Consider the following 15973-nt stretch of genomic DNA (forward strand, 5'->3'; position numbering starts at 1 on the left):
TCATTTAGTAAATTTTCGTAGAGATAAATAACTCTAGTACCAAAATGGTGATTTATTTAATAACTATCATCCTCCAAACGGGACAAACCTAAAAACTTTGCAAAAAATACACGAAAAATTTAACATATATTATTTTTCGTTGATTTGTTACCTTTTCATGAAGTTTAGACACAGACAACAGGCAACAAGCAACTGATTTTTTCGCAGATGATTTAGGATAGATATGTAGGGTTATTTCTCTATATTTTTGGAAAAATGTTGATTTGAGGAGGCTGGATATATTTGATAAATGGGAAAAAATCAAGAATATGTCTATTTCTCTTCTGAAAAAGCTAGTAACACGGGACAATTAATAATTAAAAATTAGGAAAGCAGAGCATAGAAGCTTTTCAGATATTTTTAATGATTAGTTTATGAACGCCCTTGTGTACTAACTTTTTCTGAGTGCTAAAATCAGTAATGATTATAGGTTGTATCTAGCCAAAACTAAAAATAATGGACAAATACTGATTTACATTCCTAATTAGGAATGATCAAAAAGAAAGTATTTTGCTAATAGTAAGGGTGTATTTGTCCTCAAGGGAAAACTACCCAGCCTGAAAGAGGCTGTTGTCATGAAATTATGTACCAAACAAAGCAACTATCCCTAAAGGAAACTATGAATCTTGCTGAATTGGGGACAATGGAAATACTAGAGAATATTACTGATCATGAAGAACCATCAATTGAGAGCTTAGATCAGGTAATATATGAAGATACTGCAATTATCGAAAACTTGGAATCAGAAGAACGCGATGGCGATGACATGGCCGCGGCCCGTCCTTCGGGATATAATAAAACCGAAAATGATGATGCTGTGGGCGCATTTTTTAAAGAAATGGCACGTTATCCACTACTCAAACCCGATGAAGAGGTGGAATTGGCCCGACGAGTCAGATTTTTAGAGGAAGTTAAGGAATTGCAAGCAGCTTTAGAATTGGAACTGGGATCCCACCCTAGTAAAATCCAGATAGCTTCTCGGTTACAAATGACAGAAAAGCAACTGGAAAGCCGCTTGTATCAGGGTAGAGTCGCTAAACGAAAAATGATTCGTTCCAATCTCAGGTTAGTTGTGTCTATTGCTAAACGATATTTAAATCGTGGTGTCCCTTTTCTTGATTTAATTCAAGAAGGCGCAATGGGTTTAAACCGCGCTTCCGAAAAATTTGATCCCGATAAGGGATATAAGTTTTCTACCTATGCTTATTGGTGGATTAGACAGGCGATTACAAGGGCGATCGCTAATGATGCCAGAACTATTCGCTTACCAATCCATATTGTTGAAAAACTTAATAAACTAAAAAAGGCTCAACGGGAACTCAAGCAAAAACTCGCTCGTAATCCTACAGAAGCGGAAATGGCCGAGGCTTTGGAAATTACGGTTCACCAACTACGTCAACTTCAACAACTCCGACGACAGGCCCTTTCACTTAACCACCGTGTCGGTAAAGAAGAAGACACAGAGTTAATGGACTTGCTGGAAGATGAAGATAACCAGTCTCCCGAAGCAAAAATGAACGAAAACATGATGCGTCAGGAGATTTGGGAAGTTTTAGGTGATGTACTTACACCTAGGGAAAAAGATGTTATTTCCCTGCGCTATGGACTGATCAGCAGCGAACCCTGTACCCTGGAAGAGGTAGGTAATATGTTTAATCTTTCCCGAGAACGAGTCCGTCAAATCCAAAGTAAGGCGATGCGAAAGTTACGTCGTCCTCACATAGCCAAGCGTTTAAAAGGATGGTTGGTATAAGATATTAGTTATTAGTCAGTGGTCATTAGTCAGTGGTCAGTGGTTAAAAAATTTATCCATTTAGATATAAACTACGAACTGTAGACAATAGACTATGGACTAATGACTAATGACCGCTAATACTAATTTAATTATCCGCTTTGTCCAACCTAGCGATTCTCATACCTTGTTTACATTAATTCAAGGACTTGCAGAATATGAAAAACTATCTGATGCTGTCATTGGTAATGCTGAAGCTCTCAAAGATCATTTATTCGGTTCACAAAAATATATAGACGCAATCCTAGCTGAATTTGCGGGTAAAGCTGTGGGTTTTGCCATATTTTTTCATAATTATTCGACATTTCTCACTAAACCAGGAATTTACCTGGAAGATATCTTTATTTTGCCAGAATATCGCCGTCAAGGCATTGGTAAAGCACTTTTGGCAAAAGTAGCTCAAATAGCTATAGAAAGGGATTGTGGGCGCTTAGAGTGGAGTGTTTTAGATTGGAATGTCTCAGCCCAAGCATTTTACCGGAATATGGGAGCAGATATTTTAGAAGATTGGCGGATTTGTCGTGTGACTGAAAAGGATCTCATCCAATTAGCAAATCAAAAATGAAGTTTAAAAGATCAAGATCAATGATAAATTTGGTAAACTCCTCTTTTATCCTTCATTATCAATTTATTTTTGCTAATCTAAAATTTAAATTTACATAAATTTACATTTTGCCAAAACCATGAAAATATCAACCAATTAATCCCCAATTCTCAATTATTAGAGCCAAGTTTGACAGCCTGTCGTTTGACTAATGCAACGAAATCAAATGAGAATTATAGAGGATATTTGCATCAAGTCAGATATTGTTGTAGAGAGAACACCAGATGAAAAAAATTATCTCCGTATTACTGTTAAGCGTAGCTATCTTCACTTTTGCCTTTACCAGTCCCGCTTCAGCGGCAGATACAGTTAGTGGAGCCGCATTATTTAAGGCTAATTGCGCTCAGTGTCACGTTGGAGGCGGAAATTTAGTTAATCGTGCTAAAACCTTGAAAAAGGAAGCTTTAGAAAAGTACAATATGTACTCTGCTGAAGCAATTATCGCCCAAGTTACTCACGGTAAAGGAGCTATGCCAGCTTTTGGTAAGAGGTTAAAAGCAGACCAAATAGAAAATGTTGCTGCTTATATATTAGAACAAGCTGATAATGGCTGGGAAAAGTAAGTTTATGTCTGATTTAATGGCTTAACAATGTGCGGGGCTTTGAGTCCCGCCAAGTATTTTTACTGAACTTAATTGATTACCAAGTATATGGCGATTATAAATCGCTACTACACAAAAAAAAGTCTACCTGCGCGGACTATTAATCAATTTTTGCTGTATTCTCAATTTTCAAACAAATAATTAATTATCAAAACTAGCTATCAAATATGGGGTTATCAACTTTTATTATACAACAGCGAGAAAAAGAAGCTGAAGCATTGAAAACTTTTCTTTGCTATAGTCTCATGGCTTCAGTAGCATTACATATTGGGGTACTAGCTTTAAGTATTAATAGGTTTTTTCTCAGAGTTCCTGAAGTTAGAGAAGAACCAATTGAAGTCACAATTCTGGAAACCGTACCCCAGAAAGTAGTTGAACCATTAGTAAAGACAAAATTGCTACCAAAAATAAATTCTGACGCTGGAGGTGGAAATCAAGGTGGTGGAATTTCCATACCCACAAAAACAGCTATCAGTATAATAAAGTCTTCTGTCGCACCCGTAACTAAACAAAACCCACCAAAAACCAGTAATAATTTTATTACAAAACAATCTCAAATACTTACCAGTCCCGAACCAAGGACAGCACCAAAACCGGTAAAAATTAATCCAACTGAAAATACCAGTTCTGAGCCGACGATAAGAACAAACCCGGTAAAAACCAACCCAATAGAGAAATTAGATGAAAACTCCAATAACCTCGCGTCTACTCCACCCCAAGCAAATACAAAAACCGCAGATATCCCTCACAATTCTACCACTTCCACACAGTTACCCCAGAATATAAATAGTTTAAACAATTTAGGCGATCGCTTGGGAAATAATTTAGATAAAGGTACTGGTGTAGGAAAAGGTTCTGGTAATGGTGTAGGTACTGGTGTAGGAAAAGGTTCTGGTAATGGTGTTGGGAATGAGATTGGGAATAAACAAAAACCAGAAAATACACCAGTAGCTACCGCGACCAAACCTCCCAAGGAAAATGGTTCTACATTGAATCGTGCAGATTGTATTCAGTGTAAAATTAAATACCCAGATAGTGCTAGACGGCGGGGCGCGGAAGGAAATCCAGAAGTTTCTATTAATACTGATTTGAATGGCAACGTTACGCAGGTAAGACTAATCCGTTCTAGTGGAGATAGGGAACTAGACGAAGCTGCTCAAAAAGCTGCACAAGAGTGGAAATTAACACCCACAGAAGGGGGAAGAGAAGGAGTAAAAGCCTCAGTTAATTTTGCTATTAAAGGGACACAGCGTCACCGTCAACTTCAAGAACGTCAAACAAAAAAAGAGAGAGAAGTCGCTAAGAAAAAACCTGAAAAAGAAACTTTTACTTCTAATTCTGTAGAATCTTCTCAAGGTAATCAAAGAAAAACAACTCCTATTATTACCGATGTTCCTACCGAAAATACAACTAGACGTAACCCAGCATCTGCACCTTCTGAAAGTAAATCATCTACTGAGTCTAATAGTGATTTATAAGATACCAGACCTATTGAAGATTACAACTATGACAGATTGTCTTTTGACAGGATTTCTATTAATAGGGAAAATCTCAATTAGTGATTGTTATTACCGGGTGTGAGTTGAGCAATATGAATAAGAGTTTTTTTGTCTTACCAGTCTCCCTGCTGAGTTTACTGATAGCACTTCCTGGAGTTGCTGCTGATAACGAACATGATCAGAATACAGTAAAGTCAGATATTCCTAATTTAAATGAAATTGAATTACCTGTCACAAATGCTGAATTATTAACTCAACAACCAGGAGAAAACGAAGTTAAAACAGAACCTAAATCAGAATCAGATTTAACTCCTACAAATGATGCAGATATATTTGTAGAAACTATTGGAGAAAAAGACATTCTCCCCGAATCTACTCCTACTTATGTAATTGAAAAAGAGGAAATTAAAAAACAGAGTGCAACCAGCGTTGCTGATGTTTTAAAAAAAATGCCCGGTTTTGCAATTAATAATGTAGGACATGGTGCAGATATTCACACAGGTACATATTATCGAGGAGCTTCTATTGACCAATCTGTATTTCTAATTAATGGTAGACCAATTAATACAAATATTAGTACCTATCATGGTGCAACAGATTTAAATAGCATTCCTGTAGAGGCTATTGAAAGGGTAGAATTATACAGTGGTACTGCTTCTTCTTTATATGGTTCTTCAGCCTTTGGTGGAGTTGTGAATATTATCACAAAAGCAGGTTATGGTCAACCAAAACTAACTGGAAGTTTAGAATTTGGCTCATTAAATTTAAATAATCAACAGTTAACTTATGGTGGTTCAACTAATAAGGTAAAATACAATTTTAGTTTTCAAAGGTTCTTTATAGATAACCGTTATCCTGTTCCCGTCGGGGCTGCGAATAGAGATAGTCAAGGATATTTATCTAATGCAGATACGTCTACCAGCACTTATTTTGGTAGTGTGGGTATAGATTTAGATCCTAAAAATTCTTTAACTTTAGATGTAACTACTCTCAGTAGTCGTCGAGGTTTAATTTATTTTGGTTTCCCCTTACAAAAAGATAGATTAGATCATGATGGTTTGAACGTTGGGTTATCTTGGAAAACTCGACTAGGTAAAGATGAAAATTCCAATTTAACAACTACATTGGGTTACAATCGAGATTATTTTAGCACTTATGGACCAACAGGAGCGACATTTTACAGGACTGGAATTTTAGATACACAACAATTCAAAACCAGGATAGATCATGAATGGAAACTCACTGAAAATAATCAATTGCGCTGGGGTTTAGACCTAAAAAATACAGATTTAATTGGCAATGTTTTGAGTACGAATCCTGTCCTAATTCCTAAAAATGAAAAAGAAGATAGAAGTGTTTTAAATACAGCTTTATTCGCTGTTAATACTTGGAAAATTAGCGATACTTTCCAAATAGATTTAGGGTTAAGACAAAGCTTTGATAGCCAATTTGGTAGTTATTTTAATCCCAGTGGAGGTTTACGTTATAATGTTAATCCAATAGTCGCATTTCGTGGTAGTTGGGCGGGGGCACAACGGAATCCTGGATTAGATCAATTATATGTTTTTGATACGGTTCATAATTGGAATCCTAACCCTGATTTAAAACCAGAAACTGGTTCTAATTGGACTGCGGGAGTAGATATCAAATTCTCGGAAAAACTGTTAGGACAATTTACTTATTTTGGAAATAGTTTAGATAATCGTTTGGGAATAATTAGTGGAAAATGGCAAAATATAGGTTTAGTTGATACCAATGGTTTAGAAACAGGATTACAATTAAAAGTTAGTCGTAATTGGTCAACTTTTCTTAACTACACTTATACAGATGCTCAAATCAAAACTGGCACAGAAAAAGGATTACAATTAGGATTAATTCCCTATTCTTGGCTACAAACTGGCATTGGTTATCAAAAAGATGGATGGGAGGGTAATTTATATGCTACTTATAATAGTGGTTCTCGTCGTTCTATTTTTAATAACAGTAGTGCTGGAGACAAAAATACAGATTTTGCACCGTCTTTCTTTAATTTAGATTTTGGTGGTCGCATTCCTGTAAATAAAAACTTGGGAGTGACTTTTTACCTAGAAAATATATTAGGTGAACAATATGAAAAGGTAAATCGGATTTATAGTCCTGGTTTTACTTTTCGTGTGGGTTTAAGTTCCAGTTTATAGGATTTTGTTGGGTTGCGCTGTTGCTTAACCCAGCCTACGGTTAGAATTTGTAGAATTGTGTTGGGTTGCGCTGTTGCTTAACCCAACCTACGGTTAGAATTTGTAGAATTGTGTTGGGTTGCGCTGTTGCCTAACCCAATCTAAGGTTAGAATTTGTAGAATTGTGTTGGGTTGCGCTGTTGCTTAACCCAACCTACGGTTGGAATTTGTAGAATTGTGTTGGGTTGCGCTGTCGCTTAACCCAACCTACGATTTTACAAGGTTCTACGGTTCTGGCTCAATTCCCAATTCCCGCAATTTAGCAGCTAATTTTTCTGCTCTTTGATATTCTCTATCTGCTCTTTGTCTTTCCTCCTTTGCTATTTGGCGTTCTTGTTCTGATATTTGGCGTTCTTGTGCTGCTTGTTCTGAACTCCACAGTAGTAAATTACCTGATTTATCCCACCAACGCAGCCAGTTCATGGTTTGTCCCAACCTTTCCCCAGACCAGATTCCCAGGTATAATTCCAATTGTGGAATCCACAGCCGCCCTTGGGTATCTACTGGGTGTAAAATATATTTACCATCTTGCAAATAACGGACTTCTAGACTACTATCATAGGGATCATAAGTCACATAAGTGGGTACTTGCAGAACTTGCTCGTAAAAATGCAGTTTCCCATAGGGTGGGGTTGACCGAATGGATAGTTCTCCTCCCTCTGCTTCTGAGAGAAATTCCATCACAATTGTGATTGCTGCACCATCTGTATTAGGGGTATAACTGCGACGAATTACCCCCTCTGGTACGGAATGTACTTGAGGAACATAAAACCAGTCTGGAGCTTTGACGACAATTTTTTTATTAACTGTTGCTACCAGCCCCAAATTCGAGCCAATTAGCATTTCTGGCTGGATATATCCTGAAGCTCCCAAAGCATCGGTTAGAGCCGCTGCGAGGGCGGGTTGTTGAATATTTTCCACAGGATCATCTGGTAATATAAAATTAGCTGGTAGAGGTTCCCAGGTGATGGTTGTTTTAGCTTTGATAGACGGGGCTTCGAGTACCATTGTATTAACCTTCAACCCGAAATATTTGTGCAAATTAATTAACAGTATATCAAAGTTGAGCCACTACCATTAATTTTGATTTAATTACTATTACCATCCTACAATTTTTTCACCAATTACTAATACTATTTTCATCCCAAACTTTTATTTTTAATTCTTGGAGATAATTTAACCCGTTTTGAATTTGTGCTTCTGTTCCTTGTAAGTCTAAATCAAACCAACCGTCACCTTCACCATTTGGTCCAAGAATTGCAGCTTTGATATTTACAGTCAAGCCGTATTCGGAAACTAGGTGAGAAATTACAGGTTCTTGATAATGATCTTGAGAAATTCTGACGAGAATGCTCTTATTTGTCAACTGATTTTTACTATTCATAACAACTCCTAAGATGTAATTTAATAGTTGAGTTATTACCCATTACGAATTACGAATTATTCAACTTCTTTAATACGGGTTTTTCTTTCTAGAATTTCCTTGAGTATTAATGTAACAACGGCCAAAAGTGCCAAAATTACAGCCGCAGAAAAAGCCGCTTCGGTTTCATATTGTTTATAAGCATCTTCCACAAATAATGGTAAACTCTGGGTTGTATTAGCAATGTTACCAGATACCACAGAAACTGCGCCAAATTCACCCATGGCTCTAGCATTTGTGAGGATTAAACCATAGAGTAAACCCCAGCGAATACTCGGTAAAGTTACTCGCCAAAAAATTTGCCAATCATTTGCACCTAATGTTCTGGCGGCTTCTTCTTGGTCTTTTCCAAATTCCTCTAAAATCGGAATTACTTCTCTGGCCACAAAAGGCATACTCACAAAAGCTGTAGCCATAACCATGCCTGGAAAAGCAAAGATGATTTTAATATCTAATGCTTCTAACCAAGGTCCAAACCAGCCTTGTCTACCGTACAATAAAACTATCATTAAACCGGCGACAACTGGAGAAATAGAAAAGGGTAAGTCGATGATACTAAGAACTATAGCACGTCCAGGGAATTTATGCCGAGCGATCGCCCAAGCCGCACATAAACCGAAAATTGCATTTACAGGAATAGCAATTACAGCTAATAATAAAGTTAACCAAGCTGCGTGGAGAAATTCCGGTTTTGTCAGGTTAGATAAAAATGGTCCAGTTCCCCTTTTAAAGGCTTCAAAAAAAACATTAATAGCGGGAATATATTGAACCAGAAATAAGTAGGAAATTGCCACCCCAATTAAAACTGCTGGTACCCAACTTTGTTTTTTTAGATTTTTAACTTTATCTATTGTCATATCTTCTTGCCCAAGCTTGTAAGAAATTAATTGCTAATAACATCACCAAGGAAATTCCTAATAAAACCACACCAATTACAGTTGCACCGGCATAGTCATATTGTTCCAAACGTTGGAAAATTAACACAGGTGCAATCAAATCTTTATAGGGTGTATTAGAAGAAATAATTACTGTTGAACCATATTCTCCCACTGCACGGGAAAAACCTAAAGCCACACCGGTTAAAATCGTCGGAAATAGAGGAGGTAAAATCACTTTCCAGAAAGTCTGCCATTGAGAAGCGCCTAAACTCCAAGCCGCCTCTTCAATTTCTGCTTCCATTTCTTGAAGTACAGGTTGTACAGTTCGTACGACAAAGGGTAATGATATAAATACCATAGCTACTCCCACACCTAAACGAGTAAAGGAAACTTTAATTCCCATTGGTGCTAGTAATGAACCTAGCCAGCCATTATCACTATAAACAGTTGCCAGTGTTAAACCAGCAACAGATGTTGGTAGCGCGAAAGGTAAATCCACTGTAGCATCAATAATCCGTTTAAAAGGAAAATCGTACCGCACCAATACCCAAGCAATCAAAGTTCCAAATACGCCATTAAGCAAAGCCGCAAATAATGATGTAACAAAAGTTACGCTATAAGTTGCCAATGCTAAATCATTAGTAGCAATTTCCCAAAACTTCGCCGGTGACTCCGTACCAGCCTTGAGAAACATGGCCATAATGGGAATAAATAACATGATAGTTAAATATCCCAAAGTAATTCGCCAAGTCCAAGGAAGATGAATTAAATTATTTAAAAACACCCTCCAAACGGGAGTTTTAATATTAGTTTTTACAGAAGAAGATACAGCCATAATTTAATCAGTTGTCAGTTGTTATTTAGAAAATTCAGGCGACTGGAAGTCACGACTACACAAGCAAAACGCGCGTGGATTTTAAATTTTCCTAGTCCGCGTACGGACTTTGTTTGTATAGCCGTGATTTATAATCGATAGGACTTGTCAACTACGGTTTATTCTTAGCTTGAATTTTATCAAAAATTGCCCCTTCAGCAAAGAATTTTTTCTGAACTATATCCCAACCTCCTAATTCTTGAACTGTACTTAAGGTTTTTATGGGCGGATATTTGTCCTCAAATTCCTTGGTTTTAGCCACTGTTTCATTTACAGGACGAAATCCCACTTTCGCAAATTCCTCTTGTGCTTCAGGAGTAAACAAGTATTTAACAAAAGCCTCTGCTACTTCACGATTACCATGTTTATCAACATTTTTATCAACAATAGTAACAGGATTATCAATGGAAATATTTACATCAGGAAGAATATAATTAGTTTTTTCACCCTTGTCTTGGGCTAAAACAATTTCATTCTCATAATTGATTAAAGCATCACCTTGGCCTTGTTTAAAAAATGCGTCTGTAGCTTCACGAGCATCTTTTGTTAAGACAGGGACATTTTTATAAACTTTAGTCACAAACTCCGTTGCTTTTGCTTCGTCTCCACCTGTTTTAATTACTGAATTCCAAAGTGCTAAAAAATTCCACCGCGCCACACCAGAAGTTTTAGGATCTGCGGTAATTAATTTAACATCATCTCTAGCTAAATCAACCCAGTTCTTGATACCTTTGGGATTACCTTCACGGGTTACTAAAGCTGCAACAGATTTAGTAACAATACTGTCATTAGGAAATTCTTTTTCCCACCCAGGCTGAATTAATCCCGCTTTTTCAATTTTTTGCGTATCTAAAGCTAGTGCTAGATGAACAATATCTGCTTCTAAACCATCAACTACAGCTCTGGTTTGCGAACCAGAACCACCATAGCTTTGTTTAAATTCTACAGTTTGCTTATGTTCTTGTTGCCATTTTTCCACAAATTTGGGAATAATTGCCGCGTGAGCAGCTTTAGTAACAGCATAAGATACAAGTGTTAATTCTACGTTCCCTTTTTTATCAGGTGAATTACTGCTTTTTGTCCCAGAGCAAGCAGCAAGAGATACACTTAATACAGTTCCTACTAAAACAAGTGATACAAAGCTTTTGAGGGAATTTGCTCTCCAGGTCTGTTGCCATATTTTTAGTAATTTATACCACAAATTCATCTTTTATCCTTTAATTAATCTTTTTGAATTTTGCTAAAGCGCAAGATTTTAATTACAAGCCCTTTATAAGTATTTGGTGATCAATACCAGCTAAAACTGCATATTGACGATAGGGAATATGGAGATTTTAGCAGTATGTGGGACAAATGACAACATCTTTACTTCTCATTTATCAATTTCTGATCATCTTCATTATGATTAATTAAGAATAATTACTTAATAATCTAATACTTTAAACACTTTAATTTAATAATTACTTTATAATACATCCTGCTGAAATACTTACCAAATAAGATTTTTAAGCAATTTAATTATTAAAAAATACTTACAATATATAATACATACAATATCCGATAGGAAAATGATTGATTTTAAGTGTAAAAACTATTGATTTTATTTATTGTGTCTGGTATGCTTTTTTCTAGCAAATAAATACGATATCCCGACAGGAGTATCGTAGATTCTATTAATATCCAGTTAAGGACACCATGACAAATAATTCTGCAACAACAAAGCCATTATTTCCCGCTTTATTCTTAGCAACTGGTTTAAGTATCAGTACAATTTTACCTGTATTCGCAAATTCAACCCAGAGAACGCAAATAATTGGTCAAAGTCCTAAAAAAGTTGAAATTACCTTAGTTTCCTATGCTGTTACCAAGGCCGCTTACGGAAAAATTATTCCTGATTTTGTAGCAAAATGGAAAAGAGACAAAAATCAAGATGTTGTAATTCGGGAAAGTTACGGTGGTTCTGGTTCTCAAACCCGCGCTGTCATTGACGGTTTAGGTGCAGATGTGGTAGCATTAGCACTAGCTGGTGACATTAAAAAAATTGAACAAGCTGGTTTAATTCAAGCAGGTTGGGAAAAAGAAGCTCCAAATAATGCTATTGTTACTCGCTCAGTAGTTGCTCTGGAAACTCGCGCAGGTAATCCGAAAAATATCAAAACTTGGGCTGATTTAACAAAACCTGATGTTAAAATTGTGACCGCAAACCCAAAAACATCTGGTGGTGCTAAATGGAACTTTCTAGCTTTGTGGGGTGCTATAGTTAAGAATGGTGGAAATGATACCCAGGCTTTAAAATTCGTGACAAATGTCTTTAAAAACGTAGTTGTATTACCGAAAGATGCCAGAGAATCAAGTGATGCTTTTTACAAAAAAGGACAGGGTGATGTATTAATAAACTATGAAAACGAAGTCATTTTAGCTGCACAGCAAGGCAAAACAGATACTTCTTACATAATTCCTCCAGTAAATATTTCGATAGAGGGACCTGTCGCAGTTGTGGATAAAAATGTTGATAAACATGGAAATCGTGAGGTTTCTGAAGCTTTTGTCAAGTTCCTTTTCACTCCAGAAGCACAACGTGAATTTGCTAAAGTTGGTTTTCGTCCAGTTAATTCTACTGTGTCCAAAGAAGTAAAAAATAAATTTCCCCATATTTCTCGTCTCTACACTGTAGCTGATCTTGGAGGTTGGAATAGCGTACAGAAGAAATTCTTTGCAGATGGTGCTATTTTTGACAAAGTTCAAGGTGGAAGACGGTAAAATACAAAAGAGGGGTTGCTGTTTTCGTTTATCCCTCTTCTTATTCATGTCCTCAAAATGAGCATTTTTGGCAAATATCCAGTTAAATCTAGATATTTTGTAGTGGTAAACCATCCTCAAATACTAGTAATTCTCCTGGTTGAATTGGTGTCCAAGCTTCATTATCCGTAAGTGGTGTAGTTACAATCACAGCTACGCGATCGCTTGGTGTAGTCAATTCACTAAAATCTACAGTCATTTCTTCATCAATTAAGTGAGCGGCCGCAAAGGGTGCTTGTCTAATAATATAACAAAGTTTAGTGGAACAATGGGTAAAAAAGTGATCCCCATCTGAGAGTATATAGTTAAAAGATCCACAAGCTGCTATTTCCTTGGTAATTGTCTGTAATGTGTGGTAAAGTTCCTTTAGGGGTGGTTGTCCTTGGGGGTAATGCGATCGCAAAGTATTGAGTATTAAGCAAAACGCTCTTTCGCTGTCGGTAGCACCCACAGGTTGAAAAATACCATTGTTTTCCGGGTAAAAATCTGGTAAATTACCATTATGAGCAAATACCCAATATCTTCCCCAAAGTTCTCGACGGAAAGGGTGACAGTTTTCTAGGGCTATTTCCCCTTGAGTCGCTTTGCGAATATGGGCGATAACATGAGTAGAATGAATGGGATACTGACGGATAAACTCAGCAATTGGTGAGGCTATGGAAGCTTCAGCATCTAAAAAAATCCGACATCCTTTCCCTTCAAAAAAAGCAATTCCCCAACCGTCGCTATGTTCATCTGTTTTTCCCCCCCGTGCGGAGAATCCTTCAAAGGAAAAGCAAATATCTGTGGGTACGTTGCAGTTCATTCCTAGAAGTTGGCACATTAGGGTTGTACTTCTGATTGTAAACTAAAGAATAACATTAAAAGAAATTAAAATTAATAAGTGCCTGTTTGGGGAAATTCATCATTCAAAGCCCATTTACCAATTTCCCGCAGTCTATAATCAACCGTAGGTCGCCAATAACGATCAAAGCTATATTTTTGACTCGTAGCAGATGGTCCCATAACTTGAAAAATGCGGTTGGTAATGTCTAAACCTACTTTGGTGGCTGCAATTTTAGCAGTATTCACTGCTATCATACATTCTCCCCTTTGTGTTGGGGTAAGATTGTGTTCTTTTTCCCAAGCTGCTTGTAGTAATTCTATGGCTTGGTCAACTAAGGCCTTTGCCCCTTGTAAGTCTACCCACATATTACCATAGTGGTGAAGAATAACAGGATCTTTGGTAACACATTCCACCTCTGATGTCAACCAAGGTTTTTTACGGTTCTGAGTATAATTTTTAGCTGATGCAAAAGCACCCTCAGCAAGCCCTAAGTAAATATTAGCTAGGTTGAGTTGAGTTATACAACAACGAATAGTAGCAAAAATAGAATTTTGATTGTATCTAGCACCAATGATTTCCTGGGGATAAACAATCACATTGTCAAAATCAATACTACCGCTATCAGTTTGGCGTTGTCCCATGTTATGCCAATCAGTATTAATTTTTACCCCTTGTCTCCGACTGGGAATGACTAAAATAATTAATTCTCCCGTTGTTTGATCAATAGCTGAAAGTGGTAAAATATCAGAATCTACACAACCGGAACAAAAGCTTTTACTACCATTAAGTAAAAAATGATTTTCCTGTGCTGTAATAACTGCTCTTTTGTCTCTAGGATTAAGATCATTACACCAAAACCAATTATGATTAACAGTTTCGCTATAGTAATATTGTTTATGCTCAATTGTACCAAAAATATGGGGAATAACTACCCCAATTTGATGACATGAGAAAACATGAGCTAAGGAACTATCAACTTTAGCAAATTCCCGAATTATTTTGAATGTAGTTATCCAGTTTGCGCCAATTCCCCCATATTCTTGAGGGATAATCAATTTAAGTAGGTTACTTTGTCGCAAACTATCCCGTTCTTGTTTTGGTGTAACTCCTTGAGTCTCTCTTTCCATAGCAGTTTGGGCAAATTCTCCTGCTAAAGACTGAGCTAAAATAATGTAATCTTTGGCTGCTAATTCTAAATCATTTCTCATTATCTTAAAACCTACTTATGAAAAATCTTTATTCAATTTCTAATTGTTTTTTAGCCTGTTTTAATTGTTTCCACAAACTACGAATTTCTTGGTAAGCTTCCTGTGGAGGTATTTTACCAGATGTTTGTAAATTACAAATATAATTTACCCTTTGAGCAAATTCCTGGAGATTAGCATTAAAAACTAAATATTCCGGTTTAAACTGACCATAATAGGAACTACGAGGGTAGAGAAAATCACATATCTCGGAGAGTAAATCAGATTCTTGTCTCATGGTAATTTCTTAATTTGTAATCAATCTTCGGTTATCAGTAGTCGTGATTAGATAGAGATACAAATTTGACATTTCAGCGTTTTTGGGTTTTAAAGACCGGTAATCCGATAGAGATAGAGTAGTTTTAAAATTTATTTTACAAGCATTACATATTTTTCTGAATTAGGCAAGACATTTTTAGGGAATTACTTTAAAAAAAGATTATTACATATTTTTCTCAATTAGTTAAGAGGTTTTGAGTTCATTTTTCTCAATTTATGGGAAAATTGAGAAGTAGTTTCCAAGATTTATTTGTAGATTATTACATATAATTCTCAATTAGGCAAGAGGTTTTGAGTTAATTTTTCTCAATTTCTGGGAAAATTGAGAAACTTGCTAGAGTTGGTTAGGGTAGGAAAAGAAAAATAACAAATAATAGCAAATAATAGGATTATGGACAAACGTTATTTTTTGCAAATGGGTGCCGTATTAGTCGGTACAGCCTTTTTTTCCCGTTATATCAATTGGAGTTCAGAAACAATGGCGCTTTCTAATACAGAGTTTGCAGTTACGAAAACGGAGGAAGAGTGGAAGAGTATCCTGACACCGGAACAGTTTCGGGTGTTGCGGAAACATGGTACAGAGCCTTCTCATACCAGTCCTCTGGATAAGCAATATGAACCTGGTACTTATGTCTGTGCTGGTTGTGGACAAGCTCTATTTACTTCAGAAACTAAATTTAATAGTGGTACTGGTTGGCCGAGCTTTTTTAAGCCAATTGAGGGAGCAATTGCTACGACTACAGACCGATCATTTTTCATGACCAGAACTGAGGTTCATTGCAGTAATTGTGGTGGACATTTAGGCCATGTATTCAATGATGGTCCTAAACCAACTGGCTTACGCTACTGTATGAATGGTGTATCATTACAGTTTACACCTGCGTAAATTAGCAAAAAA

At 36.6% G+C, this 15973-nt stretch carries 15 protein-coding genes; 7 read left to right on the forward strand and 8 right to left on the reverse strand.

The window, feature by feature from the left end; genetic code table 11:
- Positions 1-622 precede the first annotated feature (622 nt).
- The 5 genes from H6G44_RS03980 to H6G44_RS04000 all read left to right on the forward strand — a co-directional run bounded on the left by H6G44_RS03980 (position 623) and on the right by H6G44_RS04000 (position 6713).
- Positions 623-1792 (forward strand): RpoD/SigA family RNA polymerase sigma factor, encoded by a 1170-nt coding sequence (locus H6G44_RS03980; RefSeq protein WP_190385068.1) that lies wholly within the window; start codon positions 623-625, stop codon positions 1790-1792.
- A gap of 109 nt (positions 1793-1901) precedes the next feature.
- Positions 1902-2396, forward strand: coding sequence for a GNAT family N-acetyltransferase (locus H6G44_RS03985; RefSeq protein ID WP_190385069.1), 495 nt, complete (start codon positions 1902-1904; stop codon positions 2394-2396).
- Between the two features lie 263 nt (positions 2397-2659).
- The gene (gene petJ, locus H6G44_RS03990) at positions 2660-2998 is read left to right on the forward strand and encodes a cytochrome c6 PetJ (protein ID WP_190385070.1); all 339 of its coding nucleotides are present in this window, start codon (positions 2660-2662) and stop codon (positions 2996-2998) included.
- 206 nt (positions 2999-3204) lie between these two features.
- Positions 3205-4515: an energy transducer TonB gene (locus tag H6G44_RS03995; RefSeq protein WP_190385071.1), complete on the forward strand. Its 1311-nt coding sequence runs from the start codon at positions 3205-3207 to the stop codon at positions 4513-4515.
- 113 nt (positions 4516-4628) lie between these two features.
- Positions 4629-6713: a TonB-dependent receptor plug domain-containing protein gene (locus H6G44_RS04000; protein ID WP_190385072.1), complete on the forward strand. Its 2085-nt coding sequence runs from the start codon at positions 4629-4631 to the stop codon at positions 6711-6713.
- A 264-nt stretch (positions 6714-6977) separates the two neighbouring features.
- Here H6G44_RS04000 and H6G44_RS04005 read toward each other — a convergent pair whose 3' ends face one another.
- The 5 genes from H6G44_RS04005 to H6G44_RS04025 all read right to left on the reverse strand — a co-directional run bounded on the left by H6G44_RS04005 (position 6978) and on the right by H6G44_RS04025 (position 11134).
- The gene (locus tag H6G44_RS04005; protein ID WP_190385073.1) at positions 6978-7760 is read right to left on the reverse strand and encodes a Uma2 family endonuclease; all 783 of its coding nucleotides are present in this window, start codon (positions 7758-7760) and stop codon (positions 6978-6980) included.
- A 109-nt stretch (positions 7761-7869) separates the two neighbouring features.
- Entirely contained in the window at positions 7870-8136 is a 267-nt protein-coding gene (locus H6G44_RS04010) for an NIL domain-containing protein (RefSeq protein ID WP_190385074.1), read from the reverse strand.
- 56 nt (positions 8137-8192) lie between these two features.
- On the reverse strand, positions 8193-9032 hold the full coding sequence (gene cysW, locus H6G44_RS04015) for a sulfate ABC transporter permease subunit CysW (protein ID WP_190385075.1): 840 nt from the start codon (positions 9030-9032) through the stop codon (positions 8193-8195).
- Positions 9019-9888: a sulfate ABC transporter permease subunit CysT gene (gene cysT / locus H6G44_RS04020; RefSeq protein ID WP_190385076.1), complete on the reverse strand. Its 870-nt coding sequence runs from the start codon at positions 9886-9888 to the stop codon at positions 9019-9021. The genes cysW and cysT overlap by 14 nt, the downstream gene beginning before the upstream one ends.
- A gap of 151 nt (positions 9889-10039) precedes the next feature.
- On the reverse strand, positions 10040-11134 hold the full coding sequence (locus H6G44_RS04025) for a sulfate ABC transporter substrate-binding protein (protein ID WP_190385077.1): 1095 nt from the start codon (positions 11132-11134) through the stop codon (positions 10040-10042).
- 488 nt (positions 11135-11622) lie between these two features.
- Here H6G44_RS04025 and H6G44_RS04030 point away from each other — a divergent pair, with 488 nt between their 5' ends.
- The gene (locus tag H6G44_RS04030; RefSeq protein ID WP_190385078.1) at positions 11623-12687 is read left to right on the forward strand and encodes a sulfate ABC transporter substrate-binding protein; all 1065 of its coding nucleotides are present in this window, start codon (positions 11623-11625) and stop codon (positions 12685-12687) included.
- Between the two features lie 88 nt (positions 12688-12775).
- Here the strand turns inward: H6G44_RS04030 and H6G44_RS04035 are convergent, their stop codons facing one another.
- The 3 genes from H6G44_RS04035 to H6G44_RS04045 are packed head-to-tail and all read right to left on the reverse strand — an operon-like array spanning position 12776 to position 15034.
- Complete coding sequence (locus tag H6G44_RS04035; RefSeq protein WP_190385079.1) at positions 12776-13549, reverse strand: class II glutamine amidotransferase; 774 nt, start codon at positions 13547-13549, stop codon at positions 12776-12778.
- A 53-nt stretch (positions 13550-13602) separates the two neighbouring features.
- A complete protein-coding gene (locus tag H6G44_RS04040) occupies positions 13603-14760 on the reverse strand; it encodes an acyl-CoA dehydrogenase family protein (protein ID WP_190385080.1) in 1158 nt (385 codons plus the stop codon).
- A gap of 28 nt (positions 14761-14788) precedes the next feature.
- Positions 14789-15034 carry a DUF7219 family protein gene (locus tag H6G44_RS04045; RefSeq protein ID WP_190385081.1) on the reverse strand — a complete coding sequence of 82 codons (246 nt, stop codon included), beginning with the start codon at positions 15032-15034 and terminating at the stop codon, positions 14789-14791.
- A gap of 432 nt (positions 15035-15466) precedes the next feature.
- Here H6G44_RS04045 and msrB point away from each other — a divergent pair, with 432 nt between their 5' ends.
- Positions 15467-15961, forward strand: coding sequence for a peptide-methionine (R)-S-oxide reductase MsrB (gene msrB / locus H6G44_RS04050; RefSeq protein ID WP_168360558.1), 495 nt, complete (start codon positions 15467-15469; stop codon positions 15959-15961).
- Positions 15962-15973: the final 12 nt, after the last annotated feature.

The organism is Aphanizomenon flos-aquae FACHB-1287 (assembly GCF_014698755.1).
Taxonomy (GTDB): Bacteria; Cyanobacteriota; Cyanobacteriia; order Cyanobacteriales; family Nostocaceae; genus Dolichospermum; species Dolichospermum flosaquae.

Bases quoted from the DNA above. Each gene is read 5' to 3' on its own strand.
- H6G44_RS03980 (WP_190385068.1), top strand. From the start codon at position 623: ATGTACCAAACAAAGCAACTATCCCTAAAGGAAACTATGAATCTTGCT.
- H6G44_RS03985 (WP_190385069.1), top strand. From the start codon at position 1,902: ATGACCGCTAATACTAATTTAATTATCCGCTTTGTCCAACCTAGCGAT.
- petJ (WP_190385070.1), top strand. From the start codon at position 2,660: ATGAAAAAAATTATCTCCGTATTACTGTTAAGCGTAGCTATCTTCACT.
- H6G44_RS03995 (WP_190385071.1), top strand. From the start codon at position 3,205: ATGGGGTTATCAACTTTTATTATACAACAGCGAGAAAAAGAAGCTGAA.
- H6G44_RS04000 (WP_190385072.1), top strand. From the start codon at position 4,629: ATGAATAAGAGTTTTTTTGTCTTACCAGTCTCCCTGCTGAGTTTACTG.
- H6G44_RS04005 (WP_190385073.1), bottom strand. From the start codon at position 7,760: ATGGTACTCGAAGCCCCGTCTATCAAAGCTAAAACAACCATCACCTGG.
- H6G44_RS04010 (WP_190385074.1), bottom strand. From the start codon at position 8,136: ATGAATAGTAAAAATCAGTTGACAAATAAGAGCATTCTCGTCAGAATT.
- cysW (WP_190385075.1), bottom strand. From the start codon at position 9,032: ATGACAATAGATAAAGTTAAAAATCTAAAAAAACAAAGTTGGGTACCA.
- cysT (WP_190385076.1), bottom strand. From the start codon at position 9,888: ATGGCTGTATCTTCTTCTGTAAAAACTAATATTAAAACTCCCGTTTGG.
- H6G44_RS04025 (WP_190385077.1), bottom strand. From the start codon at position 11,134: ATGAATTTGTGGTATAAATTACTAAAAATATGGCAACAGACCTGGAGA.
- H6G44_RS04030 (WP_190385078.1), top strand. From the start codon at position 11,623: ATGACAAATAATTCTGCAACAACAAAGCCATTATTTCCCGCTTTATTC.
- H6G44_RS04035 (WP_190385079.1), bottom strand. From the start codon at position 13,549: ATGTGCCAACTTCTAGGAATGAACTGCAACGTACCCACAGATATTTGC.
- H6G44_RS04040 (WP_190385080.1), bottom strand. From the start codon at position 14,760: ATGAGAAATGATTTAGAATTAGCAGCCAAAGATTACATTATTTTAGCT.
- H6G44_RS04045 (WP_190385081.1), bottom strand. From the start codon at position 15,034: ATGAGACAAGAATCTGATTTACTCTCCGAGATATGTGATTTTCTCTAC.
- msrB (WP_168360558.1), top strand. From the start codon at position 15,467: ATGGACAAACGTTATTTTTTGCAAATGGGTGCCGTATTAGTCGGTACA.